General features: G+C 69.6%; 19 protein-coding genes. 11 read left to right on the top strand and 8 right to left on the bottom strand.

The window, feature by feature from the left end:
- Positions 1-41 precede the first annotated feature (41 nt).
- Positions 42-1,037: an aldo/keto reductase family protein gene (locus BLQ63_RS07665; protein WP_091031183.1), complete on the top strand. Its 996-nt coding sequence runs from the start codon at positions 42-44 to the stop codon at positions 1,035-1,037.
- Here the strand turns inward: BLQ63_RS07665 and miaA are convergent.
- Positions 994-1,962 carry a tRNA (adenosine(37)-N6)-dimethylallyltransferase MiaA gene (gene miaA, locus BLQ63_RS07660; RefSeq protein WP_091031181.1) on the bottom strand — a complete coding sequence of 323 codons (969 nt, stop codon included), beginning with the start codon at positions 1,960-1,962 and terminating at the stop codon, positions 994-996. The two genes, BLQ63_RS07665 and miaA, sit on opposite strands and share 44 nt — an antisense overlap.
- 164 nt (positions 1,963-2,126) lie before the next feature.
- Between miaA and BLQ63_RS07655 the strand changes: the two genes are divergently transcribed.
- The 4 genes from BLQ63_RS07655 (at position 2,127) to BLQ63_RS07640 (ending at position 8,208) form a co-directional block, all read left to right on the top strand.
- Positions 2,127-3,344, top strand: a complete 1,218-nt coding sequence (locus tag BLQ63_RS07655; RefSeq protein ID WP_091031178.1) for a DUF349 domain-containing protein — start codon at positions 2,127-2,129, stop codon at positions 3,342-3,344.
- A 292-nt stretch (positions 3,345-3,636) separates the two neighbouring features.
- A complete protein-coding gene (locus BLQ63_RS07650; protein ID WP_091031176.1) occupies positions 3,637-4,380 on the top strand; it encodes a tyrosine-protein phosphatase in 744 nt (247 codons plus the stop codon).
- Between the two features lie 307 nt (positions 4,381-4,687).
- Positions 4,688-6,355, top strand: coding sequence for an ABC transporter ATP-binding protein (locus tag BLQ63_RS07645; protein ID WP_091031173.1), 1,668 nt, complete (start codon positions 4,688-4,690; stop codon positions 6,353-6,355).
- A complete protein-coding gene (locus tag BLQ63_RS07640; RefSeq protein ID WP_091031169.1) occupies positions 6,352-8,208 on the top strand; it encodes an ABC transporter ATP-binding protein in 1,857 nt (618 codons plus the stop codon). The genes BLQ63_RS07645 and BLQ63_RS07640 overlap by 4 nt, the downstream gene beginning before the upstream one ends.
- A gap of 132 nt (positions 8,209-8,340) precedes the next feature.
- On the opposite strand, the gene BLQ63_RS07635 is transcribed toward BLQ63_RS07640, so the two are convergent.
- Both BLQ63_RS07635 and miaB read right to left on the bottom strand, forming a co-directional pair.
- Positions 8,341-9,147 (bottom strand): class I SAM-dependent methyltransferase, encoded by an 807-nt coding sequence (locus BLQ63_RS07635; protein WP_091031165.1) that lies wholly within the window; start codon positions 9,145-9,147, stop codon positions 8,341-8,343.
- A 35-nt stretch (positions 9,148-9,182) separates the two neighbouring features.
- On the bottom strand, positions 9,183-10,688 hold the full coding sequence (gene miaB / locus BLQ63_RS07630) for a tRNA (N6-isopentenyl adenosine(37)-C2)-methylthiotransferase MiaB (protein WP_091031162.1): 1,506 nt from the start codon (positions 10,686-10,688) through the stop codon (positions 9,183-9,185).
- Between the two features lie 360 nt (positions 10,689-11,048).
- Here miaB and BLQ63_RS07625 point away from each other — a divergent pair, with 360 nt between their 5' ends.
- The 6 genes from BLQ63_RS07625 to BLQ63_RS07600 are packed head-to-tail and all read left to right on the top strand — an operon-like array spanning position 11,049 to position 18,556.
- Positions 11,049-12,233: an ABC transporter substrate-binding protein gene (locus tag BLQ63_RS07625; protein ID WP_091031159.1), complete on the top strand. Its 1,185-nt coding sequence runs from the start codon at positions 11,049-11,051 to the stop codon at positions 12,231-12,233.
- A 38-nt stretch (positions 12,234-12,271) separates the two neighbouring features.
- Positions 12,272-13,150: a branched-chain amino acid ABC transporter permease gene (locus BLQ63_RS07620; protein ID WP_218125121.1), complete on the top strand. Its 879-nt coding sequence runs from the start codon at positions 12,272-12,274 to the stop codon at positions 13,148-13,150.
- Positions 13,150-14,841, top strand: a complete 1,692-nt coding sequence (locus BLQ63_RS07615) for a branched-chain amino acid ABC transporter ATP-binding protein/permease (RefSeq protein ID WP_091031155.1) — start codon at positions 13,150-13,152, stop codon at positions 14,839-14,841. Before BLQ63_RS07620 ends, BLQ63_RS07615 begins: the two co-directional genes overlap by 1 nt.
- Positions 14,834-15,544, top strand: coding sequence for an ABC transporter ATP-binding protein (locus BLQ63_RS07610; RefSeq protein WP_091031151.1), 711 nt, complete (start codon positions 14,834-14,836; stop codon positions 15,542-15,544). The genes BLQ63_RS07615 and BLQ63_RS07610 overlap by 8 nt, the downstream gene beginning before the upstream one ends.
- Positions 15,545-15,575: 31 nt before the next feature.
- Positions 15,576-18,134, top strand: coding sequence for a sensor histidine kinase (locus tag BLQ63_RS07605; RefSeq protein WP_091031148.1), 2,559 nt, complete (start codon positions 15,576-15,578; stop codon positions 18,132-18,134).
- Positions 18,131-18,556 (top strand): roadblock/LC7 domain-containing protein, encoded by a 426-nt coding sequence (locus tag BLQ63_RS07600; RefSeq protein WP_091031145.1) that lies wholly within the window; start codon positions 18,131-18,133, stop codon positions 18,554-18,556. The genes BLQ63_RS07605 and BLQ63_RS07600 overlap by 4 nt, the downstream gene beginning before the upstream one ends.
- Before the next feature lie 137 nt (positions 18,557-18,693).
- Here BLQ63_RS07600 and BLQ63_RS07595 read toward each other — a convergent pair whose 3' ends face one another.
- The 5 genes from BLQ63_RS07595 to BLQ63_RS07575 form a co-directional block, all read right to left on the bottom strand.
- The gene (locus tag BLQ63_RS07595) at positions 18,694-19,122 is read right to left on the bottom strand and encodes a type II toxin-antitoxin system VapC family toxin (protein WP_177154824.1); all 429 of its coding nucleotides are present in this window, start codon (positions 19,120-19,122) and stop codon (positions 18,694-18,696) included.
- The gene (locus BLQ63_RS07590; protein WP_091031138.1) at positions 19,119-19,373 is read right to left on the bottom strand and encodes a type II toxin-antitoxin system VapB family antitoxin; all 255 of its coding nucleotides are present in this window, start codon (positions 19,371-19,373) and stop codon (positions 19,119-19,121) included. Before BLQ63_RS07590 ends, BLQ63_RS07595 begins: the two co-directional genes overlap by 4 nt.
- Before the next feature lie 118 nt (positions 19,374-19,491).
- A complete protein-coding gene (gene ilvC, locus BLQ63_RS07585) occupies positions 19,492-20,502 on the bottom strand; it encodes a ketol-acid reductoisomerase (protein WP_091031136.1) in 1,011 nt (336 codons plus the stop codon).
- Positions 20,503-20,520: 18 nt separating this feature from the next.
- Positions 20,521-21,042 (bottom strand): acetolactate synthase small subunit, encoded by a 522-nt coding sequence (gene ilvN / locus BLQ63_RS07580; protein ID WP_091031133.1) that lies wholly within the window; start codon positions 21,040-21,042, stop codon positions 20,521-20,523.
- 1 nt (position 21,043) lies between these two features.
- Positions 21,044-22,903 carry an acetolactate synthase large subunit gene (locus tag BLQ63_RS07575; RefSeq protein ID WP_091031130.1) on the bottom strand — a complete coding sequence of 620 codons (1,860 nt, stop codon included), beginning with the start codon at positions 22,901-22,903 and terminating at the stop codon, positions 21,044-21,046.
- Positions 22,904-23,103 lie beyond the last annotated feature (200 nt).

Below are 23,103 nucleotides of genomic sequence, written 5' to 3'. Positions count from 1 at the left end.
GGTTTCGTTGACGCTAGCCGCTCGGCAGGTAATCTCATGGCATGGAGTTTCGTCATCTCGGCCGCTCTGGCCTCGTCATTTCCGAACTGGTCTACGGCAACTGGATCACCCACGGCGGGCAGGTGGAGGAAGACGCCGCCGTCGCGTGCGTGAACGCCGCCCTCGACGCGGGCATCACCACCTTCGACACCGCCGACGTCTACGCGCAGGGCGCCGCTGAAGAGGTCCTGGGCCGCGCGCTCAAGGAGCAGCGCCGCGACGGCATCGAGATCTTCACCAAGGTCTACTGGCCGATGGGCCCGGGCAAGAACGACCGCGGACTCTCGGCCAAGCACATCAGGGAGTCCATCGACAACTCCCTGCGCCGCCTCCAGACCGACCGCGTGGAGCTGTACCAGGCCCACCGCTGGGACGTGGAGACGCCGCTGGAGGAGACCATGCAGGCGTTCGCCGACGTGGTCCGCTCCGGCAAGGCCCAGTACATCGGCGTCTCGGAGTGGACCGCCGACCAGATCCGCGCCGGCGCCGAGCTCGCGAAGGACCTGAAGATCCAGCTGGTCTCCAGCCAGCCGCAGTACTCGGCCCTGTGGCGGGTCATCGAGGCCGAGGTCGTCCCGGCCTCCGAGGAGCTGGGCATCGGCCAGATCGTGTGGTCCCCGCTGGCGGGCGGCGTGCTCTCCGGCAAGTACAAGCCGGGCCAGGGCGCGCCCGCGGGCTCGCGCGGCGCCGACCCCAAGTTCGGCCGCTTCGTCGAGAGCTGGCTCAAGGACGACGTGCTCGAGCGCGTCCAGCAGCTCGGCCCGATCGCGGAGGAGCTGGGCCTGACCATCGCGCAGCTGAGCCTGGCGTGGGTCCTGCAGAACTCCAACGTGTCCGCCGCGATCATCGGCGCGACCCGTCCCGAGCAGGTCGAGGAGAACGTCAAGGCCGTGGGCGTGAAGCTCTCGGACGAGGTCTACGGCAAGGTGAACGACCTGCTCGCGCCGGTCGCGGTCACCGACCCGAAGGAGACGACGGCTCCCAACCCGCGCGCGTAAGCGCTTTGGCGAAGAGTTCCGGATCGGCCGCATCGAACCATTCGATGCGGCCGTCCCTTTTGAACCAGGAGCGCTGGCGTCGCACGAAGCGGCGGGTGCCCTGGACGGTGAGCCGGAAGGCCTCGTCCTCGTCGTATTCCCCCGCGAAGTGGTCGAGGACCTGCTTGTAGCCGAGGGCGCGGGAGGCGGTGCGGCCCTCGCGCAGGCCGCGGGCCTCGAGGGCGCGGACCTCGTCGAGGAGCCCGGCGTCCCACATGGCCCGCACGCGCCGCTCGATGCGCTCGTCCAGGACCGCGGTGTCGAGGTCGACGCCGATGCGGACCGCCTCGATGTGGGCCTTGGGCTCGGGCAGGCTCGCGGTGAAGGAGCCGGTGAGCTCCACGACCTCGAGGGCGCGCACGACGCGGCGCCCGTTCGAGGGGAGGATCGCCTTCGCGGCCTCGGGGTCGAGGGCCTTCAGGCGCTCCCACAGCGCGGCGCCGCCGTCGCGTTCGAGGTCGGCCTCGAGGCGGGCGCGGATCGCCGGGTCGGTGCCGGGGAAGTCCATCTCGTCGAGGGCGGCCTGGACGTACAGGCCCGAACCGCCCACGAGGACCGGGCGCCCGCCGCGCGAGCGGATGTCGGCGATCGCCTCGCGGGCGAGTCGCTGGTAGCTGGCGACGTCGGCCGGCTCGGTAACGTCGAGGACGTCGAACACGTGGTGGGGGACGCCGTCCTTCTCCTCGTCGGTGATCTTCGCGGTCCCGATGTCCATCCCCCGGTACAGCTGCATCGAGTCGGCGTTGACCACCTCGCCGTCCAGGGTCTTCGCCAGTGCGACGGAAAGCGCGGTCTTCCCGGCCGCGGTGGGGCCTACGACGGCGATCACCGGCGGCTGTAGGGTGGGGTTGCCGCCACCCGCCTCCCGGCGGAGTTCGCGAGCCATAAGTCGGCAGTCTCGGCGGAGTTCGCGAGCTGTGGCTTGGGATGGCTCAACTGGATATCCCCCTCGGTTCGTGCGGCCCCACCCGGCTGGCGGCGACCCGCTGACCACCGTAAGGTACGGGAAGTACGTCCCTTAGTTCGTGTGAAGGATTTGAGATTACCGCGATGAGTGACCTCGGAGACTGGACCAGCTTCGGCCGCATCGACGCCGACGGCACGGTCTATGTGAAGACCTCGTCCGGCGAGCGCGCGGTCGGCTCCTGGCAGGCCGGCTCCACCGATGAGGGTCTCGCGCACTTCGCCAGGAAGTACGCCGATCTGGTCGTCGAAGTCGATCTCATCGCCGCGCGCCTGAATTCGGAGTCGGCCGACGTGGAGCAGGCGGCCTCGCAGCTGCGCAAGCTCCGCGAGGGCCTGGACACCGCGGCCGTGGTCGGCGACGTCGACGGACTGGCGAACCGCCTGGACGGGCTGTCCAAGCACGCCGACGAGAAGCTGGACGAGTTCAAGGCCGCCAAGGACGCCGAGCGCGCCGAGGCCGTCGCCGCCAAGGAGGCCCTCGTGGCCGAGGCGGAGGAGCTCGCGGCCCGCGACAGCCATTGGAAGGCCTCGGGCCAGCGCTTCAGCGAGATCATCGAGGAGTGGAAGTCGATCCACGGGGTCGACCGGAAGACCGACCAGAAGCTGTGGCGCCGGTTCTCGGCCGCGCGCGACACCTTCACGCGCCACCGCGGCGCGTACTTCTCGCAGCTCGACGCCGAGCGCAAGGTGATCGGGCAGAAGAAGGAAGAGCTCATCCAGCAGGCCGAGGCGCTGTCGACCTCGACCGACTGGGGACCGACCGCCGACCACCTCAAGAGCCTCATGGCCGAGTGGAAGGACGCCGGGCGACTGGCGCCGGACGCCGAGCAGAAGGCCTGGAAGCGGTTCCGCGCGGCGCAGGACGTGTTCTTCAACGCGCGCTCGGAGGTGTTCTCGGCCCGCGACGCGGAGCTGGACGCCAACCAGGCCGCGAAGGAAGAGCTGCTCAAGCAGGCCGAGGCGCTGGACATCGAGGCCGACCCGAAGGCCGCGCAGAACGCGTTCCGCGACCTGCAGGCCGGCTGGCACGACATCGGCGCGGTGCCGCGCAAGAACCAGGCGAAGCTCCAGCGGCGCCTGCGCAACGTCGAGGACAAGCTCCGCGACGCGCTGGACACCGCCTGGCGCAAGGTCCCGGTCGAGAAGAACCCGCTGCTGCTCCAGATGCGCCAGCAGGTCGCCGAGGCCGAGGAGAAGCTGGAGCGGGCCAAGGCCGACGGGAACGCGGGCCGGATCAAGAAGGCCGAGCAGGACCTGGCGAGCAAGAAGCAGTTCCTGGAGCTTGCGGAAGGAACCAGGTAGCGCAGCCTGGAGCTTGCGGAAGGAACCCCGGCGCCAGCCGGGGGTTGCCGCAGGCAACCCAAGTAGCACTGTTGCAGTTGGCGGAGCCCCGGCGCCAGCCGGGGGTTTCAGCTCGCTGAAAGCTCGAAGTAGACGAAAGCTCCCGTTGTCCGGGGGTTCGTTGCGACGCATGAAGGCGTTCGCCGGACCATCGGGATAATGGAACGGGCTACAACGGCGTGGACCGCTTCGGTCCGCGCCGTTCGTCGTCTCACCGCTGATCGTCCATCACCCCCGAGAGGAAGGCAGCCGCATGACAGTCGAAACCCTCCCCCAGCAGTTCATCCACGCCGATAAGATCTTCAACCTCCGCGACATCGGCGGCTGGGACGCCGCCGGCGGCGCGAAGGTCAAGACCGGCCAGGTGTTCCGCTCCGACAACCTCGGCATGGTGACCGAGGCCGACCGCGACCTGCTGGTGAACCGGCTGGGCGTCCGGCACGTCATCGACCTCCGCCGGGGGCCGGAACTGGAGCAGGCCGGGCGGTTCCCCGACGTCGACGGGGTCGAGTTCCACCACTTCGAGCTGCTCCACGTGACGTGGGAGGACATCGACCTCGGGATCGACGCCTCCGCCTCGCACGAGGAGGTCGTCCGGTTCCTGCGCCAGCGCTACTCGGGCATGTACGAGGCCGGGTACAAGGCCATCCGCGACTCGCTCGACGTGATCGCGACCGGCGAGCCGGTGCTGTTCCACTGCATGGCCGGGAAGGACCGGACCGGTCTGGTCGCGGCCGCGCTCCTGTCGGTCCTGGGCGTCTCCGAGGAGGACATCGCGGCCGACTACGAGCTGTCGATGGTCGGCATCCGGCGCTGGCGCGCCTGGCGGGACGCCAACATGGGCAAGCCCGCGAACGAGGGCGGCCTGACCACGCCGGCCGAGGCGATGCTGGAGACGCTCCAGGAGATGAAGTCCCGGTTCGGTTCGATGCCCGCGTACGTCGCGGCGACCGGTTTCGACCGGTCCGAGGCGCTGCGGTCGCAGTTGCTGGAGTGATCGCCCGCGCGCCGCCGCGTCCCGCAGGTTGGGACCCGGCGGCGCGGCGAATATTTTTCGGCGATTACCAAGGGGCCCAACGAATTCGATTACGGTCATGGGATTACTTACCGGTCGGCAGGTGGAATATCAGTTGCCGGATGTCACACCCTGCTCGTAGTTTGGTCCGGTGGGCTCAGAGCGGTTGAAAACTCCAGAAGACTCAGATTCGGACACTCCCCCGCCCCGTCAGACGGCGCTGACGAACCTGTGGCGGATCAAGAAGTACCTCCACCCCTACCGTTACCGGCTGGGGCTGCTGTGGACGATGGTCCTGCTGAACATCGTCTCGGGCCTGGCCATCCCGCCCCTGGTCGGCCGGGCCATCGACGGCCCGATAACCGACGGCGACATGCGCGGCCTCGCGGTCATCGTCGCCGTCATCGCCGCGCTCGGCGCGGCCGACGCGATCCTCAACCTGGCCCGGCGCTACATGCAGACCACGACCGCGATGTCGATCGAGGCCGACATGCGCGCGGGCCTGTACGAGCACCTCCAGGTGCTGCACACCGGCTTCCACGACCGCTGGCAGACCGGCCAGCTCCTCGCCAGGGTCACCTCCGACCTCGGCATGATCCGGCGGTTCTTCGCCGGCGGCCTGGTCTTCGCGATCACCTCGGTCGGCATGATCGTCCTCATCATGGCCCAGCTGCTGTTCATCGACTGGCGCCTGGCGCTCATCGTCGCGACCTCCGCGGTGCCGCTGTTCCTCATCGGCCGCGGGTTCTTCAGGAACTACCTGCCGATGGCGCGGGCCGAGCAGGACCAGTCCGGCGAGGTCTCCAGCGCCGCCGAAGAGGCGGCCCTGGGCATCCGGGCCATCAAGGCGCTCGGGCGGGGGCCGCTCATGGCCGCCCGCTTCGAGAAGGAGGCCGCCGAGCTGCGCGACCGCGGCATCCGCAAGAGCCTCGTCGCCTCCCGGTCCTGGTCGGGGTACGACGCCATCGCCACCGCGGCCATCGGCGCGGTCCTCGTGCTCGGCTCGATCATGGTCGCCGAAGGGCAGCTGTCGGTCGGCGACCTGACCGCGTTCATCATGCTGCAGCTGGCGCTCCTGTGGCCGATCGAGGCCAGCGGCTGGGTCATGGCCCACGGCAACGAGGCCATGACGGCCGCCGACCGCGTGTACGAGGTCTTCGACACCGAACCGGCCATCAAGGACCGGCCCGGGGCGACGGCGGTCGACCGCGGGGCCGTACGCGGCGAACTCGTCTTCGAGGACGTGCGCTTCGGCTTCGAGGACGACTCGCGCGACATCCTGCGGGGCGTCGACCTGACGGTGCGCCCGGGCGAGACCGTCGCGATCGCGGGCAAGACCGGCTCGGGCAAGACCACGCTCGTGTCGCTGCCCTCGCGCCTCAACGACCCGACCGGCGGCCGCATCCTCCTCGACGGCGTCGACATCCGCGACCTCAGGCTGAAGAACCTCCGCTCGGTGGTCACCACCGCGTTCGAGGAGGCGACGCTGTTCTCGATGAGCGTCCGCGAGAACCTGGCCCTCGGCCGACCCGACGCCGACCGGCACGACCTGGAGGAGGCGCTCCGCGTCGCCCAGGCCGAGTTCGTGTACGACCTGCCCTACGGGCTCGACACCCGCATCGGCGAGCAGGGCCTGTCCCTGTCCGGCGGCCAGCGCCAGCGCCTCGCGCTCGCCCGCGCCGTGGTCGTCAAGCCCGCGGTGCTCGTGCTCGACGACCCGCTCTCGGCGCTCGACGTGCACACCGAGGAGCTGGTCGAGCGCGCCCTGGCGCAGGTCCTGCGCGACACGACCGCGCTCGTCGTGGTGCACCGGCCCTCCACGGTGGCGCTCGCCGACCGGGTGGCGCTGCTGCACGAGGGCCGCATCGCGGCCTTCGGGAAGCACTCCGAGCTGATGTCCACCAGTCCCGAGTACGTCGACGTGCTCTCAGCCGAATCCGAGGAGGTGGCGGCGTGAGCACGAACGAGAAGCACGACAAGCACGCGCACTGGCGGGGCCGGGCCGAGTCGGCCGAGGCCGACCGGACCAGCGCCGAAGACGACGACGCCGAGTCGATCAAGGAGCTGCGGTCCCAGTCCCGGCGCCTGCTCGGCTGGATGATCCGCCCGCACAAGAAGGCGATCGCGTTCCTGTGCGGGATCCTCCTGGTGCAGAACTTCACCAGCATGGCCACGCCGCTGCTGGTCATGTTCGGCATCGACAACGCGATCCCGGCCATCAGCGAGCGCGGGGACTACTCCGTGCTCATCGGCATCGGGATCACGTTCGCGGTGGTCTCGGTCCTCAAGTACGTGTGCGTGCGCCTCTACGTCGCGCAGTCGGCGAAGGTCGGCAACGCGATGCTGTTCGCCCTGCGCGGCAGGGTGTTCCGCAAGTTCCAGGCCTTGTCGGTGTCATTCCACGAGCGGTTCACGTCCGGTCGCGTGACGGCCCGGCAGAGCTCGGACATGGAGTCGATCCGGGAGATGACCGAGAACGGCGTGGACGACCTGGTCCTCGCCGCGCTCAACGTCGTCACGATCACCGTGGTCATGCTGGTGATCGACGCGCGGCTGGCGGCGGTCGCGCTGCTGACGTTCCCGCTCATGCTCATGCTGGGCCGCTGGTTCAACCGCGTCTCCACGCTCGCCTACCGGCGCGCGAGGGAGACCGTGGCGCTGCTCATCGTCTACTTCGTGGAGTCGATGGGCGGGGTGCGCGCGGTCCAGGCGTACCGGCGCGAGGAGCGCGACAAGGAGCTGTTCGCCGGGCTCAACACCGACAACCGGTTCGCGCAGGCAGCCGGGCACCAGCAGAACGCGTTCATGTCCGGCGGGATGCGCGGCATCGGGCACCTCGCCACCGTCGTGGTGCTGCTGTTCGGCGGCTGGCAGGTCATGCAGGGCAACACCGAGCTCGGCGTGCTCGCGGCGTTCCTGCTGTACATGAAGCGGTTCTTCGACCCGCTCAACGAGCTGGTGCAGTTCTACAACGTGCTCCAGTCGGCGACGTCGGCGCTGGAGAAGATCTCCGGGGTCCTCGACGAGCCGATCGAGGTGGCCGAGCCCGAGGAGCCGCGCTCGATCGCGTCGCCGCGCGGCGAGCTGCGCTTCGACAACGTGCGGTTCCAGTACCGCGACGACCAGGTGGTGCTGCCGGGGCTGGACCTGCGCATCCCGGGGGGCCAGACCATGGCCCTGGTGGGTGCGACGGGCGCGGGCAAGACCACGATCGCGAAGCTCGTGAGCCGCTTCTACGACCCGAAGTCGGGCACGGTCTCGCTCGACGGCGTCGACCTGCGCGACCTCGCCGAGGCCGACCTGCGCGGGAACATCGTGATGATCACGCAGGAGAACTTCCTGTTCAACGGCACGATCGCGGAGAACATCGAGCTGGGTCTGCCCGGTTCGACGCGGGAGCGGATCGTGGAGGCGGCCAAGGTGGTCGGCGCCCACGAGTTCATCGAGGCGCTGCCCGAGGGCTACGACACCCACGTGCGCAAGCGCGGCGGGCGGCTCTCGGCGGGCCAGCGCCAGCTGGTGGTCTTCGCGAGGGCGTTCCTGGCCGACCCGAGAGTGCTGATCCTCGACGAGGCCACGTCCTCGCTGGACATCCCGTCGGAGCGGCTGGTGCAGCGGGCCCTGCGCACGATCCTGGCCGACCGGACCGCGATCATCATCGCGCACCGCCTGTCGACGGTGGAGATCGCCGACCGCGTGCTGGTCCTGGAGCACGGCCGCATCATCGAGGACGGACACCCGTCGGAGCTCATCGACCACGGCGGCGAGTACGCGACCCTCCACCGCCAGTGGGAGGACTCGCTCGTCTGAGCGGGCGCGAAGGCACGGGGGCGGGGCGGGCGGCACGAGGCGGCGCCCGCCCCGGCCCGTATGCGCTGGGAACCACCCGCATCCCGGTGTGGATCGCGTTCTTCGCGATCGGCGCGAGGTGCTTCTTCCGACCTACCGCCTCGCCGAGACCGCGTAGTAGTCGATCCAGCCGTTCTCGTAGCAGCGCAGCCAGTTGCGGCCCCAGGAATCGCGGTACTCGGTCTGGGCGACCCACTGGTCGAACTGGCGCCACACGTGGTCGCCGATCGAGGTCGCGGTGACGTCGGTGAAGCCCGCGGCCTCCAGGTCGGCGGTGAAGTCGCCGATCGGGCGGACGACGTCGACGCCGGAGGCGACGGTCTCGATGAGGTCGGCGACGGGTGTCTCGCCGGCGTCGTCGGGCGCGAAGAAGGTCGCGGTCGCGAAGCGGGCGCCGGGTCGCAGGACCCGGTGGGCCTCGCGCGCGACGGCCGCGAGGTCGTCGACGTGCTGGAGCATCTCGACGGCGTAGACGCCGTCGAAGGACTCGCCGGGCCAGGGGAGGTCGGTGACCGAGCCCTGGTGGAAGGAGAGGCGGCCCGACAGGATGTCGAGGGCCTCGGCGTTGGTGTCGGCGGCGCGTTGCAGCTGCGCCTTCGATCGGTCGAGCCCCGACACGACGGCCGCGAACTCGCGGGCGACGAGCACCGCGCCGACGCCGACGCCCGACCCGAGTTCGAGCAGTTCGCCCCCGGGCGGCGGGGAGAGGAGCGCGACGACCCGCCGGTAGAGCTCGGCCTGGCTGGCGGTCCGCTCCGCGACGGTGATCTCGCGGCCCGGGTCGATCGCGTCCCAGTACCCGTAGTTGATGAACGATCCCGAGAAGATCGCCAGGGAACTGAGATCGAGTTCCCCGTACATGAGATCGCGCTGCGCTTGAACGTCGGATTCCTGTTCCATCGCCCGATTCTGGCACGGGCGGCGGACGCGGGTCCTCAGCAGGCGCAGCCCGGGGTCTCGGCCTTGGGGAGGGGCTTCCTGCCGATGGAGGGCATGCCGAGGCTGACGCCGGGGAGCTTGGTGGCCCTGCCCGCCGCCCAGGCGTCGCCGGCCCGGGTCCTGCGGTGGGTCAGGACTCCGCCGTCGGCGACCAGGTGGTGCGGGGCGCCGTAGGTGACGACGGTGGTGACGACGTCGCCGGGGCGGACGCCCTCGGCGTTGCCGGTCGGGTCGGTGTCGCTGGGGGTGACGGTGAAGTGGGTCAGGCGCCCGTCCCTGGCGCGGCCCGAGAGCCGGCCGGTCGCCTTGTCCTTGCGGCCGTCGCCGACGGTGACCAGGATTTCGACCTCGGTGCCCTCGAGTTTGCGGTTCTCCTCCCAGGACACGCGCTCCTGCAGGGCGACCAGGCGCTCGTACCGCTCCTGGACGACGGCCTTGGGGATCTGGTCGGCCATGGTCGCCGCGGGCGTGCCCGGGCGGATCGAGTACTGGAACGTGAAGGCGCTGGAGAAGCGGGACTTCTCGACCACGTCGAGGGTCGCCTGGAAGTCCTCCTCGGTCTCGCCGGGGAAGCCCACGATGATGTCGGTGGTGATGGCCGCGTCGGGCATGGCCTCGCGGACCTTGTCGATGATCTCCAGGTACTTGCCGGAGCGGTAGGACCGGCGCATCTCCTTGAGCACGCGGTCCGAGCCGGACTGGAGGGGCATGTGCAGCTGGTGGCAGACGTTGGGCGTCTCGGCCATGGCGGCGATGACGTCCTCGGTGAAGTTCTTCGGGTGCGGGCTGGTGAAGCGGACGCGCTCGAGGCCCTCGATCGCGCCGCAGGCGCGCAGGAGCTTGCCGAAGGCGAGCTTGTCGCCGAACTCGACGCCGTAGGTGTTGACGTTCTGGCCCAGCAGGGTCACCTCGGAGACGCCCTCGTCGACCAGGGCCTGCACCTCGGCGAGGATCTCGCCGGGGCGGCGGTCCTTCTCCTTGCCGCGAAGCGAGGGCACGATGCAGAACGTGCAGGTGTTGTTGCAGCCCACCGAGATCGAGACCCAGCCCGAGTAGGTCGAGTCGCGCTTGGTCGGCAGGGCCGAGGGGAAGGTCTCGAGGGACTCCAGGATCTCGACCTCGGCCGCCTTGTTGTGGCGGGCGCGGTCGAGCAGGGCCGGGAGCGAGCCGATGTTGTGGGTGCCGAAGACCGCGTCGACCCACGGGGCGCGCTTGACGATCTCGCCGCGGTCCTTCTGCGCCAGGCAGCCGCCGACGGCGATCTGCATGTCGGGGTTCGCGGACTTGGCCGGCGCGAGGTGGCTGAGGTTGCCGTAGAGCTTGTTGTCGGCGTTCTCGCGCACCGCGCAGGTGTTGAACACGACGAGGTCGGGCGCGTCGTCTCCGGAGGCGGGCACGTAGCCGGCCTCTTCGAGCAGGCCCCCGATCCGCTCGGAGTCGTGCACGTTCATCTGACACCCGTACGTCTTGACCTGGTACGTCTTCACACCTAGCTGAGCCACCCTCCCAGGATAGACGCGAGCCCGGTCACACGTTGAGGGCCGGATCCGCTGCCGAGCGCACACGGTCGGTCTACGCAGCGTGTTTTCAGTGAATATCTCGTACCGGAACGAGCCGAGGACTGCCGGAACGTTCTATGTGATCGATCATGGGTGCTCTGGCCTGCAAACACGTTGTGCCCCAGGATGTCTGACGCTTACTGGAAACCAATGATTCACGAGTCTTTCCGAAAGAAACTCAGACTAAGTCTTGTCCGCCTCGAATCGTCCCGATAGTGTGACCCCGTGCCGTCATCGGCTAACCCCCCATGCGACGGCCCGTCCCCCAGACCTCCCATCTGACGAAAGACCCCTAGGAATCACATGCGTTTCAAGAGAATCTCCGGCGCAGCCATGGCCGCAGCCCTTCTTGCCGCCTCCGCGGCCTGCGTCTCAGAAGGCACCGAGAGCACTTCGAGCGACGACTCGCTCGTCGGCACCGGCACCGGCGCGGACTGCGAGATCGACGAGACCGTCAAGGTCGGCGCGGTCCTGAGCCTCACCGAGGCCGCCGCCTTCGCGGGCGGCTACCAGCAAGAGGGCATCCAGCTGGCCTTCGAGGAGCTGAACGCCGCCGGCGGCATCACCTACGAGCTCATCGTCGAGGACGACAAGACGAGCGTCGAGGACTCGGTCATCGCCTTCGAGAAGGTCATCAACCGCGACAAGGTCAGCGTCATCGTCGGCCCCACGCTCTCGAACATGGCCTTCACGACCTTCCCGGACGCCGAGAGCGCCGGCGTTCCGGCCCTGGGCATCTCCACCACCGCCGAGGGCATTCCCGACCTGGGCGACTACATCTTCAGGAACTCCCTCCCCGAGGAGGTCGCACTCGCCGCCAGCATCCCGGCCGCCAAGGAGACCCTCGGCATCGAGAAGGTCGCCGTCCTGTACGACAGCGCCGACGAGTTCACCGCCTCCGCTTACAACACGATCACCGACGTCCTCACCGACGAGGGCATCGAGGTCGTCGTCGAAGAGAGCTTCGAGACCACCGACACCGACTTCGCCGCGCAGCTGACCAAGGTCAAGGAACGCGACGACGTCGACGCCGTCATCCTCTCCGCCCTCCCCGGCGCCACCGTCCCGCTCGTCACGCAGGCCCGCAGCCTCGACATCACCGCGCCGATCATCGGCGGCAACGCCTTCAACTCCCCCGTCCTGGTGGGCCTGCTGGCGGACGCCGCCGAGGGCCTCATCGTCGGCGGAGCCTGGAGCGCCGCCTCCGACACCACCGGCAACGCCGAGTTCATCACGAACTACACCGAGAAGTACGACCGCGCGCCCGACCAGTTCGCCGCGCAGGCCTACACCGCCGCGTACATGATCGACCAGGCCATCCGCGCCGACTGCGACGCGAACCGCGAGGCGATCAAGGACAACCTCGGCCAGATCCTGGAATACGACTCCATCCTCGGCACCATCTCGCTCGACGAGAGCGGCGAGGTCAGTCAGGAGCCCGTCGTCCAGATCGTCGAGAACGGCCAGTTCAAGCTCCTCGAGGGCTAGAACACCCGCAACGAGACCTCCGCTCAGAGAACCATGACATGCTGCAGCAGCTAGCCAACGGCGTCTTCGCCGGCTCGATCTACGCGCTCTTCGCCATCGGCTTCACGCTGGTGTTCGGGATCCTGCGCCAGTTGAACCTCGCCCACCCGGCGATCTTCACCGGCGGCGCCTTCGTCGGCATCGAGCTGGCCACCCGGCTCGGCCTGCCGTTGTGGGCGCTGGTCCCGGCCGTGGCCGCGGTCGGCGCTCTCGCCGGCGTGCTGCTGGAGCGCGTCGCGTTCCGGCCGCTCGCCGGCCGCGACGACGAGCACTTCGCCGGACTGATCTCCTCGGTCGCGTTCGGCGGCATCCTCATCGCGGCGCTCCAGGCCCGGTACGGCACCGAGCCGCGGAGCTTCCCCAGCGGGTACTTCCCCAACCGGCTCTTCGAGTTCGGCGGGATCTCGGTCACGCTGATGCAGCTGGTGACGCTCGGACTGGCACTGGTGCTCATGCTCGGACTCGCATGGCTCGTCTCATCCACACCGATGGGGCGGGCCATGCGGGCCGTGGCCGAGAATCCCAGGGCCGCAAAGGTCCTGGGCGTCAACGCCGGCTTGGTCACCTCCGGTACCTACGCGCTCTCGTCCGCGCTGGGGACCGTGGCCGGGGCGCTGCTGGCGCTCAACCTCGGCCAGGCCGACCGCGACCTCGGGGCCTCCATCGAGCTCATCGGCTTCGCCGTCATCATCGTCGGCGGCCTCGGGTCCCTGTGGGGGGCCATGGCCGCCGGACTGATCCTCGGCATCGCCGAGGCGATGACGGTGAGCTACTTCGACTCCACCTGGAAGGGCCTGGTGCCCTTCGCCCTCCTCTTCGTCATCCTGGTCCTGCGTCCGCGGGGCCTGTTCGGCGCCGTCAAAGTCAGGGAGGTCTGATGCTCGCGGGCTACGACACCCTCATCACGACCATCGCGCTCGGCGCGATCCTGGCCTACTCGTTCCACGTCGTGCTCATGGCCGGGCAGCTCAGCCTGGGACAGGCCGGGTTCGCGTCCCTGGCCGCGTACACGTCCACGCTGTTCGTCCCGGACCAGCCGCTGTTCGGCTCGCTCTCACCGGTGCTCATCGGACTGCCGGTCGGCGCGGCCGTCGGCGCCGCCGCCGCGCTCCTGCTCGGACTGCCGGTGCTGCGGCTGCGAGGGGTCTTCCTCGCCATCGCGACGCTCGCGTTCGGGGAGATGGTGCGGGTCTTCATGACCAACGCCGAGTGGACCAACGGCGCACTCGGCCTCCGCCTCGAGAAGTGGGCGACGATCGACCTGGTGTGGCTGATCCTCGCCGTCCTGACGTACCTGTTCTGGCGGCTCGGGCCCTCGCGAACCGGCCGCGCCTTCGCGGCCGTCCGCGAGGACGAGCTCGCCGCCGGGTCCATGGGCGTCGACGTCGTGCGCACCCGCATGACCTCGTTCATGGCCTCGGGCGCGATCGCCGGGGTCTACGGGGTCCTGTTCACGTACTTCTTCGGCCGCATCACCCCGGGCGCCTTCGACTTCAGCATGACCGTCGACGGCCTCGTCACCGCGGTCCTCGGCGGCTACCTGATCTTCTTCGGCCCGCTCCTCGGCGCCGGGTTCCTCACGGCCGTACCGGAACTGCAGGAAGCGCTCGGCTTCGACGCCGGGTGGATCCATCCGCTGCTGACCGGCGTGCTCCTGCTCGCCGTCGTCCTCTACCTGCCCGGCGGGCTCTCCAGCCTCGCCGCCCGACTGCGGCCCCGCCGCACGCCCACCCCGCCCCAGGACACCGCGGTCGACGACCTGCGCCCGCTTCCCGAACCCGGGTCCACCGTGGCCCGAGTGCGGGGACTGGGCAAGTCCTACGGCGCCGTCCAGGCCGTCCGGGACGTCGACATCGACCTCGCCTCAGGCGAAGTGCTCGGCGTCATCGGCCCCAACGGCGCGGGCAAGACCACCCTCATCAACATGCTCACCGGACTCGAACCGCCGACCGCCGGCGAGGGCGACGTGCTCGGCGTCGCGCTCGGCTCGAGGGGCGGCGCGCACCGCTACGCGCAGGCCGGCGTCTCGCGGACCTTCCAGCACTCCAAGCTGTTCGGCCGGCTCACCGTCCTCGACAACGTCCTGGTCGGCACCCACGTGGTCAGCCGCGGCACCTACGGCCGCCGGCTCGTGTGGCTGCCCTCGGCGCGCCGCGACGAGCGGCGCGCGACCAGGCTCGCCTGGGCGCAGCTGCGACGGGTCGGCCTGGCCGACAAGGCGGGCCTGCGTCCCGCGACGCTCTCCTACGGCGACCAGCGGCGACTCGAGATCGCCCGCGCACTGGCCGCCCACCCGACACTGCTGGTGCTCGACGAGCCGGCCGCCGGGATGAACCACGTCGAGGCCGCCGAACTCGCCGAGCTCATCCGCTCGCTCGCCGAGGACGGGATCACGGTGCTGCTCATCGAGCACAACGTCAAGATGGTCGTCGACACCTGCACCCGCCTGGTGGTCATGAACTTCGGCGAGGTCATCGCCGAAGGCGAACCCCGCGAGGTCATCTCCGACCCCGCGGTGATCGAGGCCTACCTGGGGGCCGACGAGACGGGGGAACCCGAATATGCTTAGTCCAGTATTGACAGTCGAGGCGGTCCACGTCTCCTACGGACGGATCGACGCGGTCCGCGACGTCTCCTTCGAAGTCCCCGAGGGCGGCCTGGTCACCCTCATCGGCGCCAACGGCGCCGGAAAGAGCTCCGTGCTCGGCGCCGTCTCCGGGCTCGTCCGACCCAAGAAAGGCGTGATCCGCCTGGACGGCAAGGACATCAGCCGCTGGCCGATCCACCGCAGGGTGGGCGCCGGACTCATCCTCGTGCCCGAGGGGCGGCAGATCCTCGGCAGCCTCACGGTCGCCGAGAACCTGCGGCTCGGCGCCCAGCGCCGGCGCCGCCACGCCGTCGCCGAATCCGACATGTACAGGCTCTTCCCCGTGCTCGCCGAACGGCGGGCCCTCCCCGCCAGCGCGCTGTCGGGCGGAGAGCAGCAGATGCTCGCGATCGCCCGCGCGATGATCGCGCGCCCACGCGTCATACTGCTTGACGAACCGTCGATGGGGTTGTCCCCCAAGATGGTCGACGAGGTCTTCACGGTCATCGAGAAGATCCGCGCCCAAGGCGTGACCGTAGTGCTCGTCGAGCAGAACGCCCGCCGGGCGCTGCGCGTCGCCGACACCGGCCACGTCCTGGAGACCGGCGCCCTCGCCCACTCGGGGCCCGCCGTCGAACTGCTGAAACATCCCAAGGTCGTCGAGGCGTACCTGGGCATCGAATGACACCCTTCACGGAAAGCTGAGGAACCCCCCGATGACGGAGGAGAACTCCGGTCCCGCACCGGTGAGCGGCGGCAAAGGCCGCCGCGGCTGGTCGTCGGTGAAGATCCGGACAAAGCTGACCGTCATGCTGCTCATCCCGGCGCTCGCGCTCGCGGGCATGGTCGGCGTGCGGCTCTACGAGTCCGCCACAGAAGCCCAGGCCGTCACCGCGACCGCCGAGGTCGTCGAGCTCACCGGCATCGCGGCAGACACCATCCACGCAGTCCAGCGCGAGCGCCTCGCGGCCGCCATGCTGGTGTTCCAGGAGAACACCGGCCTGAGCGACCCCGAGACGCTCATGTCGTCGTTCGAGGCCGCCGAAGCGGCCACGGACGAGCAGCTGGCGCTCCTCGAGGAGGCCAGGTCGACCACCGACATGGACTCCACGTTCACCGACCTGCTGCTGCGGGTCGACAAGCCGCTGGACCGACTGGTCACGGCGCGCGAGTCGATCCACGGCAGCACCGTCGCCGAAGTCCACCTGACGGTCTACAACTCACTCGTGACGCGCCTGTCCGCGGTGCTCGACCGGGCCGTCGACGCGGCCGACACGGCCGAGCTCAGCCGCCACCTGCGCACCGCGAGCCTCCTGCACGAGATCGACGAGAACTCGGCCCAGATGCAGATCCTGGTGCTGGGCCTCGAAGACGGCGAACCGCTGGCCGAGGACTACCGGCCGTTCATGCGGCTCGCCACGTCCCGCGAGGCGGCGCTCGTCGAATACCGGCGCCTGGTGGCCGAATCCGACCCGAACGCCGCGGTGTTCGAGGTCGGCGGCCTCGGCGCGGCCCCGGCGCGTCCGGCGAACCGGCTCGACAGCCAGGTCTCCAGCGCGCGCTCCGACGACGAGCAGGAGATCCAGCACGACTCGCTCATGCTCGCCTACGACGCGAGGCACGCCGCGACGGCCACGCTGGTCGACGAGTCGGTCGACGCGACGGTCGACATCGCCGGGGACATCCGGGAAGCGGTGGTCCAGCGGCTCCTGATCGAGGGCGCCGCCACCGTGCTGGCGCTGGCGATCGCGGTCCTCATCGGCTTCGGTATCGGCCGCTCGGTCACCCGCGGCCTGCGGGACCTGTCCGACTCGGCCCGCCGCATCGCGATGGTGGACCTGCCGAACGCGGTCCGCCACGTCGACGAGCAGGAGGGACTCGGCGGCCTGTCCGCGGCCGAGTTCGCGGCCCGCACCACTCCCCCGCTCCAGACCAAGGGCGACAACGAGCTCTCCGAAGTCGGTGAGGCGTTCAACATCGTCCACCGCGAGGCGATCCGCGTCGCGGCCCAGCAGGCCGTGCTGCGGTTCCACATCGGCTCGATCTTCGTGCGGCTGGCGCGGCGGGGCAACTCGCTGACCGGCCGGCTCACGGCCGAGCTCGACGAGGCCGAGCGCAACGAGCAGGACCCCGACCGCCTGTCGCGGCTGTTCCGGCTCGACCACCTGATCTCGCTGGTCTCGCGCGCCAACGACTCGCTGCTGGTGCTCGGCGGGGCCTCGGCCGCGAAGGTGCGGACCAACGACGCGAAGCTCGGCGACGTGCTCACCGCGGCGCAGAGCCGCATCGAGTACTACACGCGCATCGAGCTGGCCGCCGACGAGGGGGCCTGGGTCAGGGCCGAGGTCGTCGACGACGTCGTGCAGCTCCTGGCCGAACTGATGGACAACGCGACGCGCTACTCCGAGAGCACCGCCGAGGTCATGGCCCGGGTCCTGACCGGGCGGGCGGTGATCGAGGTGCGCGACCGCGGCATCGGCATCGACCCGATGCGGATGTCGCAGTTGAACGAGCGGCTGCGCGCCCACGCCGCGGTCGACCTGGACGCCATGCAGGCCATGGGCCTGACCGTGGTGGGGCACTTGGCCTCCAGGCACGGGATCGAGGTGGAGCTGCGGCCGTCGCTCGGCGGCGGCACCGTCGCCGAGATCGCGGTCCCCGGTTCGATCCTCGCGTTCGGCAAGCCCTCGCGGCCGGCGAAGCCGATCGCGGCCTTCCCCGGCGGGACGCCGGTGGAGGAGGAGCCGCTCATCCGCAGGCGCAACGCACCGCTGTTCGACCAGAAGGCCGCGGCACAGGAGGCTTCAGTGGAGGATTCGCCCACGCTTCGTCTTCCGAAGCAGCGCAACGGCATCGACGAGCCGGTTCCGCCCCCGCCGCCGGCGGTGCGGCCGGAGCCGAGGGCGCTGTCGAGCACCGCGGAGCCCCTGCGTCCGCTGACGGCACTGGAATCCGCGGCCGGGCCGAGCACGGAGCGCGTTCCTGCGCTTACACTCGACGTACGGTATCTGTCCGCCGACCCATCGCTGCGTGCTGGCAGCGCGATGCCGATGGCGGACCCGATGTCCATGGCGCGCACGGTGGGAGGATTGCCGAAGCGTGACCCGATGTCTAATCTGGTCCCCGGTGCGGTCGAACCCACTCCCGGTCGCACCGGCGCTCCGATCCAGCGCGACGCCAGGACGATCGGAGCTACCTACTCTGCCTACGCGCGCGGGCTTTCCGGCAGCAGGCAGAAGTCCAGCCCCACCAACGACACTAGGACAAGTCCATGACCAGCAGCTCTCATCTGGATTTCCTGCTCACCGACTTCGTCGGTCGAGTGCCCCACGTGGCCCATGTCATCGCCGTCGCCGCCGACGGTCTGCTGATCGCCTCGAACGACACGCTGCCGAGGGACGAGGCGGACCGGCTGGCGGCCATCGCCTCGGGACTGACCAGCCTGCTGGCGGGCGCGGCGCGCTCGCTGCAGGCGGACCCGGTCATCAGCAATCTGACGGAGATGAACGGCGGTTACATGTTCTCCATGTCGGTGTCCAGCGGCGCCAGCATCCTGGCGCTGGCCGGTCTGCACTGCGACATCGGCCAGGTCGGCCACGAACTGGCGAACCTGATCAACCAGGTCGGCCCGGCCCTCACACCGGCCGCCCGGGAAGTACTGCGAGCCCAGGCCCGCGCGTCCCAGTTAACGCGATAGCGAGAACGGCCGGGAACCGCATTGCGGTCCCCGGCCGTTCCGGTCTGCCCGGGACTCCCGACCTGTCGGTCGGGCGGCTCTGCTCTTGAGCAGAAGCGCGGTCGCACCGAGTCTTGACGGCAGATTCGAGTTCGCGGCTACGCGGCGCCGCCGGGCGACGGCCGGAGGACGGCGATGTCGGTCTGGGCGAAGTCGTCTCCGACGCAGAGGATCGGCCAGCCGAGTTCAGCGGCGACTCCGTAGACGATGCAGTCGCCGAAGTTCAGTTTCGCTGAGTGCCGTCCCTTGCCGAACCGGCGCCATGATTCGAGTGCCCGTTCGGCCGACTTGGCCGTCGCATCGACGACGTCGATCTCCGCGTCGCGAACGAACCGAGCGGCGATACCGGTCTCGCGCGGACCGAAACGAGACTCCAGGACCATGCCGAGCTCAAGATAGGTCGCCGCGGGCATGACCGCCGCGGTCGTCTGCGCGAGCACGTCGGCCAGCCAGTCGGCACCGGGCTCGTCGCTCAAGACGGCGACGGCGGCTGAGGTGTCCACGACGAGGAAGTCGGCATCGGTCACGAGGGGAGGCCGTTCTCGTCGTATCCGAGGATCTCATCGGCGGCACGGTCGTCGACGATCGGCAGCTGCCGCAGCTCGGCCCGCAGCGCGTCGAGCCGGTGGCGGATGCGCCGGGAGCGCGCGCCTTGCGTCTGCCGCTCCAGCCGTTCGCGGATCGCGGTCTCCACGGCTTCGGTCAGGGATTCGCCGGTCGCCGCGACGAGCTCGCGAGCGAGTTGATCGGCCGCCGGACTCTTGATGCTCAGTGCCATGTCTACCATTCTAGCAACAAGTATAGAAATCTAGAATCTGCTTTCCGCGCCGAGTCGCCCGACAGGCATAGCTGAAGGCGGGGCCGCGTCGCGGCCCCGCCTTCAGCTATGTGTCGTTCTAGGCGGTCTCGGTGATCTTGCGCTGGACCCAGGGCATGAGGTCGCGCATCTTCTTGCCGACCTCTTCGAGCTGGTTGTCGGTCTGCACGGCCTGGAGCTTCTTGAAGTTCTCGCGCTTCTCGGACTCCGCGACCCACTCCTTCGCGAAGGTGCCGTCCTGGATCTCGCCCAGGATGCGCTTCATCTCCTTGCGCGTGTCGTCGTTGATGATCCGCGAGCCGCGCGAGACGCCGCCGTACTCGGCGGTGTCCGACACCGAGTACCACATGTTCGTCAGGCCGCCTTCGTAGATCATGTCCACGATCAGCTTGAGCTCGTGCAGGCACTCGAAGTAGGCGGCCTCCGGCGCGTAGCCGGCCTCCACCAGGGTCTCGAAGCCGGCGCGGATGAGCTCGGCGGTCCCGCCGCAGAGCACGACCTGCTCGCCGAACAGGTCGGTCTCGGTCTCCTCCTTGAAGGTGGTCTTCAGGACGCCCGCGCGGGTGCCGCCGATCGCCTTCGCGTAGGACAGCGCCACCGCCTGGGTGTCGCCCGACGGGTCCTGCTCCACCGCGACGAGCGCGGGGACGCCCTTGCCGTCCACGAACTGGCGGCGGACCATGTGGCCCGGGCCCTTCGGGGCGACCATGGCGACGTTCACGTCGGCCGGGGCCTGGATCAGGTCGTAGCGGATGTTGAAGCCGTGGCCGAAGAACAGGCTGTTCCCGGCGGTCAGGTTCGGGGCGATCTCGTCGGCGTACAGCTTGGCCTGCACGGTGTCCGGAACGAGGATCATGATGACGTCGGCCCACTCGGCCGCGGCGGCCGGGGTGAGCACCTTCAGGCCCGCCTCCTCGGCCTTCGGACGCGACTTCGAGCCCTCCTGGAGGCCGACCGCGACCTCGACGCCGGAGTCGCGCAGGCTCAGCGAGTGGGCGTGGCCCTGCGAGCCGTAGCCGAGGACGGCGACCTTCTTGCCCTGGATCAGGGCGAGGTCGGCGTCGTCGTCGTAGAACACTTCAGCGGACATGCGTTGCTTCTTCCTTAATCAACTATTCGGTGAGACGTAGCGCGACAGCGACGCCATCGACTTGGCGCCGCGCCCCAGCGCGACCGTCCCCGACTGGACGAGCTCCTTGATCCCGAACGGCTCCAGGACTTCCAGGAACGCCTCGATCTTGTCGGAGTTCCCGGTGACCTCGAAGGTGACCGTGTCGGGTGTGACGTCGACCGAGCGGGCCTTGAACAGCTCGGCGGCGGCGATCACCTGGCCGCGGGTGGCGGCGTCGGCGCGGACCTTCACCAGCAGCAGTTCGCGCTGCACGGAGGAGCCCGCTTCCAGTTCCACGATCTTCAGAACATGGATGAGCTTGTTGAGCTGCTTGGTGACCTGCTCCAGCGAACCCGCCTCGACGCCCACCACGATGGTGATGCGGCTGACACCGGGGTGCTCGGTCTCGCCGACGGCGAGGGAGTCGATGTTGAAGCCGCGCCTGGAGAACAGGGCGGCCACGCGGGCGAGGACGCCCGGCTTGTTCTCGACGAGGACTGACAGCGTGTGCGTCGACATGTTAGATCTGCTCCTCGTCGTCGAAGGTCGGGCGCACGTCGCGCGCGTAGAGGATCTCGTCGTTGGAGACCCCGGCCGGGACCATCGGCCAGACCATCGCGTCGGGGCCGACGGTGAAGTCGACCACGACGGGGCGGTCGTTGATCGCGTTGGCCTGCTCGATGATCGCGTCGACCTCGTCGACGGTCTCGGCCCGCAGGCCGACGCAGCCGAGGGCCTCGGCGAGCTTCACGAAGTCCGGGATGCGCGGCGACCCCTCGGAGTGGTGGGTCGACAGGTTCGTCTGCGAGTACCGCTTGTCGTAGAACAGGGTCTGCCACTGGCGGACCATGCCCAGGTTGCCGTTGTTGATGACCGCGACCTTGATCGGGATGCCCTCGATCGCGCAGGTCGCCAGCTCCTGGTTGGTCATCTGGAAGCAGCCGTCGCCGTCGATCGCCCACACGGTGCGGTCCATCTGGCCGAGCTTGGCGCCCATGGCCGCCGGGACGGCGAAGCCCATGGTGCCCAGGCCGCCCGAGTTGAGGAACGTGCCGGGGGCCTCGTACTTGATGAACTGCGAGGCCCACATCTGGTGCTGGCCCACGCCGGTGGTCCAGATCGTGTCCTCGGGCGCCAGGGCGCCGAGCCGCTCGATCACGTACTGCGGGGCGGTCAGGCCGTCGTCGATGTCGGTGTAGCCCAGGGGATACCGGCCGCGCAGGTCGTCGAGGGTCTCCCACCAGGTCTTCAGGCGGTCCTTGCCCGGGTCGCCGTAGGCCTCGATCATCGCGGAGATGGCGGCCTTGCAGTCGCCCACGATCGGGACGTCGGCCTCGCGGTTCTTGCCGATCTCGGCCGGGTCGATGTCGACGTGCACGACCTTGGCGTCGGGCGCGAAGGAGTCGAGCTTGCCGGTGACGCGGTCGTCGAAGCGGGCGCCCAGGGAGACCAGGAGGTCCGACTTCTGGAGCGCGTGCACCGCCGGGACCGTGCCGTGCATCCCGGGCATGCCCAGGTGCTGCGGGTGCGAGTCGGGGAAGGCGCCGCGGGCCATCAGCGTGGTGATGACGGGCGCGCCGGTCAGCTCGGCGAGTTCCAGCAGCTCGGCGTGCGCGCCGGACTTGACGACGCCGCCGCCGACGTAGAGCACGGGGCGCTTGGCCTCGGCGATGAGCGCGGCGGCCTCGCGGATCTGCTTGCCGTGCGGCTGCGTCGTGGGACGGTAGCCGGGCAGGTCCATTCTGGGCGGCCACACGAAGGGCGCGCGGGCGTTGAGGATGTCCTTGGGGATGTCGACCAGGACCGGGCCGGGGCGGCCGGTCGAGGCCACGTGGAAGGCCTCGGCCATGACGCGCGGGATGTCCGCGGCGTCGGTGATCAGGTACGAGTGCTTGGTGATCGGCATCGTGATGCCGCAGATGTCGGCCTCCTGGAAGGCGTCCGTGCCGATCGCCGAGGAGGCGACCTGGCCGGTGATGGCCACGATCGGGACCGAGTCCATGTGCGCGTCGGCGATCGGGGTCACCAGGTTGGTCGCGCCGGGGCCGGAGGTCGCCATGCACACGCCGACTCTGCCGGTGGCGAGGGCGTAGCCCTGGGCGGCGTGGCCGGCGCCCTGCTCGTGGCGGACGAGGACGTGGCGCACCTGCTCGGAGTCCAGGAGGGGGTCGTAGGCGGGGAGGATCGCGCCCCCGGGGATGCCGAAGACGGCCTCGACCTCGAGCTCTTCGAGCGCGCGGACGACGGCCTGCGCGCCGGTGAGGACCGGCGCGGCGGCGGGAGTGCCGATCGGAGGAGCCGGCCTGGGTGCCTTCGGCCTGGCGGGCTGAGCTTTGGCAGCCTGCGGCCCTGGCTTCGGTGCCTTCACTGGTGTGCTCATGTCCTTCGTCCAAATTGGGAGATGTGGCTGGTTCGACATGTGGCGTCGTTCCCCGGGCAGAAAAAATCGCCCGCGTGCTAGACGCACGGGGCGAGCGCACCGTCGGAGAACGACGGTGCGCTAGATAAGTACTACGACGAGCGGCCGGGCGGCAAGGGCCTCGGTCGCTTTGGAGTCGTAGTTCTGCTTCGGCACGCTCC

Source organism: Glycomyces harbinensis (assembly GCF_900101745.1).
GTDB lineage: Bacteria > Actinomycetota > Actinomycetes > Mycobacteriales > Micromonosporaceae > Glycomyces > Glycomyces harbinensis.
Note: the sequence above shows the minus strand (reverse complement) of the source record. Positions and strands in the feature narration are given on the sequence as shown.

What these genes read in the sequence shown, in the direction of transcription:
- ilvC (WP_091031136.1), bottom strand. Translation starts at nt 20,502, where the DNA reads ATGTCCGCTGAAGTGTTCTACGACGACGACGCCGACCTCGCCCTGATC.
- BLQ63_RS07625 (WP_091031159.1), top strand. Translation starts at nt 11,049, where the DNA reads ATGCGTTTCAAGAGAATCTCCGGCGCAGCCATGGCCGCAGCCCTTCTT.
- BLQ63_RS07635 (WP_091031165.1), bottom strand. Translation starts at nt 9,147, where the DNA reads ATGGAACAGGAATCCGACGTTCAAGCGCAGCGCGATCTCATGTACGGG.
- BLQ63_RS07655 (WP_091031178.1), top strand. Translation starts at nt 2,127, where the DNA reads ATGAGTGACCTCGGAGACTGGACCAGCTTCGGCCGCATCGACGCCGAC.
- BLQ63_RS07600 (WP_091031145.1), top strand. Translation starts at nt 18,131, where the DNA reads ATGACCAGCAGCTCTCATCTGGATTTCCTGCTCACCGACTTCGTCGGT.
- BLQ63_RS07645 (WP_091031173.1), top strand. Translation starts at nt 4,688, where the DNA reads ATGGTCCTGCTGAACATCGTCTCGGGCCTGGCCATCCCGCCCCTGGTC.
- BLQ63_RS07610 (WP_091031151.1), top strand. Translation starts at nt 14,834, where the DNA reads ATGCTTAGTCCAGTATTGACAGTCGAGGCGGTCCACGTCTCCTACGGA.
- BLQ63_RS07650 (WP_091031176.1), top strand. Translation starts at nt 3,637, where the DNA reads ATGACAGTCGAAACCCTCCCCCAGCAGTTCATCCACGCCGATAAGATC.
- miaA (WP_091031181.1), bottom strand. Translation starts at nt 1,962, where the DNA reads ATGGCTCGCGAACTCCGCCGGGAGGCGGGTGGCGGCAACCCCACCCTA.
- BLQ63_RS07615 (WP_091031155.1), top strand. Translation starts at nt 13,150, where the DNA reads ATGCTCGCGGGCTACGACACCCTCATCACGACCATCGCGCTCGGCGCG.
- BLQ63_RS07605 (WP_091031148.1), top strand. Translation starts at nt 15,576, where the DNA reads ATGACGGAGGAGAACTCCGGTCCCGCACCGGTGAGCGGCGGCAAAGGC.
- BLQ63_RS07665 (WP_091031183.1), top strand. Translation starts at nt 42, where the DNA reads ATGGAGTTTCGTCATCTCGGCCGCTCTGGCCTCGTCATTTCCGAACTG.
- BLQ63_RS07590 (WP_091031138.1), bottom strand. Translation starts at nt 19,373, where the DNA reads ATGGCACTGAGCATCAAGAGTCCGGCGGCCGATCAACTCGCTCGCGAG.
- ilvN (WP_091031133.1), bottom strand. Translation starts at nt 21,042, where the DNA reads ATGTCGACGCACACGCTGTCAGTCCTCGTCGAGAACAAGCCGGGCGTC.
- BLQ63_RS07575 (WP_091031130.1), bottom strand. Translation starts at nt 22,903, where the DNA reads ATGAGCACACCAGTGAAGGCACCGAAGCCAGGGCCGCAGGCTGCCAAA.
- BLQ63_RS07620 (WP_218125121.1), top strand. Translation starts at nt 12,272, where the DNA reads ATGCTGCAGCAGCTAGCCAACGGCGTCTTCGCCGGCTCGATCTACGCG.